Below are 2,182 nucleotides of genomic sequence, written 5' to 3' on the forward strand. Positions count from 1 at the left end.
TGCACCTCTAGAAATTGTGAAGCGATATATCCAGAATCAGTCAGGAGGGCTATCCTTCCCCACCGTCTATACGGTGGGGAATCCCGCGCCTTACGTTGAACTTGGTTTCAGGCCCGCAAGGCTGAGCCCGGAGCTACTGGGCGCTGCCTCCCTCCGCTGTTGGAGGTTGATCCGGTGTTGGAGGTTGGGAAGAGGGGACAGCGGCGGATGAGTTGCCCAAAGACTGCTCCAGGGCCAGGCGCTGCTCCATCACCCGCAGAAAATAGCCCCCCATCATGGCACCCGAGAGCATCTTTGCCAAACTCTCGCGGTTGGTGACGATTTGAACGCCAAATTGGTCGGACGGCAAACTGCCCAGCAGGCTGCGGATGTTATAGCCCAGGATCTCCAGCACCTCTGGGGAAGAATTGCGGGCAATATCCTGAAAAACGCTGGGATCCTGCGACTGCAGGTATTGCCAGAGCCGGTTGTTGGGGCTAGGCGTTGGCACAGCCTCAAAGCCAGGAATGAAGTTGATTGGGCTGGACATGGAGTTACCAAGCTCCCCAAACACAGCAGGTAAAGCCCAACTGGACGGCTTGCCTGATCCCTCAGGCTCTCACCGCTCCCGCAATTTGGGCTATGCCCAACTTAGCACCTGCGCCTTGCTGCCTTCGGTACGGGATCCCACCCTTCCCAAGCGGCAAATGCCGTACCTCAGGGATCAACTGTCGGCCTGGGGAGCCCATCTGCCGGCTCCTCTTCAGCTTCTGCCGGATCCCCGATAAACGAAGCGGGCACCACCGTCACTCCTACAATGCTGTCTTCGGGATCCAGGCGCTGCACCAGCACCCCTGTTGCCTCACGAGACTGAGTGGGGATGGCCTTGGCCAACTGGCGCATGACAATGCCTCTGGCGGTTACCAACAGGATCTCGTCCTCGGCATTGACGATGCGCAGGGCAGCCAGCTCATCCGACTCCTGGCGGAACTTGGTGGCGATCACCCCCTTGCCACCCCGGTTTTGCTGGCGGAAGTGGTCGATGGCCGAGCGCTTGCCCCGCCCTTCTTTGGTGATCACCAACACCCAGGGGTTGGCCAGCCCCTCCCCCTCTCGCTCAGCGGCCATCACCGACTCGGCGAAAATGATGTCCATACTGACGATGTCGTCACCGGGGTTGAGGGTGATGGCCCGCACGCCGCGAGCAGGCCGCCCTAAGGGACGCAGTTGCTCGTCGTCGGCACGGAAGCGAATGGACATGCCTTGGCGGGTTGCCATCACTACATCGTCGCTGGAGCGGGCGCGGCGCACCCAGCGCAGCTCATCGTTTTCCTCCAGAGAAATGGCAATTAGGCCGTTGGAGCGGACGTTAGCAAAGGCGCTGAGGGCCGTTTTTTTGATGTACCCCCCACGGGTGAGCATCACCAAGTATTCGTCGTCGCTGAACTTGCTCACGGGCACCATCGAGGTAACCCGCTCTTCCCGGCTCAGGGGCAGCAACTGGACGATGGCGCTGCCACGGGCGGTGCGGCTCCCTTGAGGGATCTGGTAGGCAGGCAGAGTATAGACCATCCCCCGATCTGTGAAAAAGAGGATGGTGTCGTGGCTGCGACAGGCAAAAAACTGTTCAATGGCATCGTCGTCTTTGATGCGGGTGCCAGCCTTGCCACGGGTGGCCCGCCCCTGCACCTGAAACTCTTCGATGTCCGTGCGCTTGATGTAGCCCTGCTCCGTGAGAAAGATAACCGTCTCGCGGTTCTCGATGAGATCGGCGACCTCCAGCTCACCGTCCTCCAGGCAGAGGCGGGAGCGGCGCGGACTCCCAAAGCGGGCTTTAAGCTGCTGCAGCTCTTCGCAGATAATTTGCATCACCCGTTCCCGCCGAGTCAGAATGTCCCGCAAATCGGCAATTTGCCGCAGCAAGTCCTCGTGTTCGGCCTGGATTTTCTCCGCTTCCAGGGCGGTAAGGCGGCGCAGTTGCATTTGTAGGATGCCATCGGCCTGCGCTTCGCTTAGCCCCAGTTGGCTCTGCAGCTCAGCGCGGGCTGTGGCAGTATCAGCAGCTCCGCGGATAAGGGCAATCACCCGATCCAACTGCCCCAAAGCCACCAGGTACCCCTGCAACAGGTGATCCCGCTCCTCCGCCTTTTGTAGCTCATAGCGGGTGCGCCGCTCGATCACCTCTGCCCGAAAATCCAAGAAA

The 2,182-nt window shown here is 60.3% G+C and carries 2 protein-coding genes; both read right to left on the bottom strand.

Going from position 1 to position 2,182, the window contains the following annotated elements; translation table 11 throughout:
- Nucleotides 1-133: 133 nt before the first annotated feature.
- A complete protein-coding gene (locus NW835_RS03355; protein WP_414366210.1) occupies nucleotides 134-529 on the bottom strand; it encodes a DUF760 domain-containing protein in 396 nt (131 codons plus the stop codon).
- 167 nt (nucleotides 530-696) lie between these two features.
- A partial coding sequence (locus NW835_RS03360) for a DNA gyrase C-terminal beta-propeller domain-containing protein (RefSeq protein ID WP_414414518.1) occupies nucleotides 697-2,182 on the bottom strand: 1,486 nt, incomplete at its 5' end.

This window comes from Synechococcus sp. OH2, assembly GCF_047462155.1.
Taxonomy (GTDB): Bacteria; Cyanobacteriota; Cyanobacteriia; order Thermostichales; family Thermostichaceae; genus Thermostichus.